General features: G+C 38.7%; 1 protein-coding gene. It reads right to left on the bottom strand.

Annotated elements, in window-relative coordinates; genetic code table 11:
- The coding region (locus ACVC08_RS00625; RefSeq protein WP_452600575.1) for a condensation domain-containing protein at window positions 1-382 on the bottom strand (382 nt) is incomplete at both ends.

The raw sequence follows: 382 nt of genomic DNA, 5'->3' as shown, positions 1-382 counted from the left end.
ATAACACGCGTAATAATGGCCCTTCTGATAAATTAAATGGGGCTTTGATAAACTTATCGCTGTGTGCTTGTATTGCTTTTGACTTTTCTTCTGGTTTTAACTTACTATAGTTTGCTTGTTCTATTGTTAAGACTAAACTGGTTGCTATGTCTTGGTAGGCTATTCCTTCTGAGTCTTTTTTAAAGGTTGTGCGTAATGACTCGTGGCGTGCTACTAATGCATTGATACTTTGCTCTAAGTACGCTATGTTGAGCGCACCATTTACTTCTAATAATCCTGGTATGTGGTACCTTTCGCTTTGCCCCAACTCTGCTAAAAACCATAGGCGCTGTTGTGCAAAGGATAGCGGTAGTTGAACTCTGTTTTTTACAACTGTTATTCT

Source organism: Pontimicrobium sp. MEBiC06410 (assembly GCF_053601615.1).
Note: the sequence above shows the minus strand (reverse complement) of the source record. Positions and strands in the feature narration are given on the sequence as shown.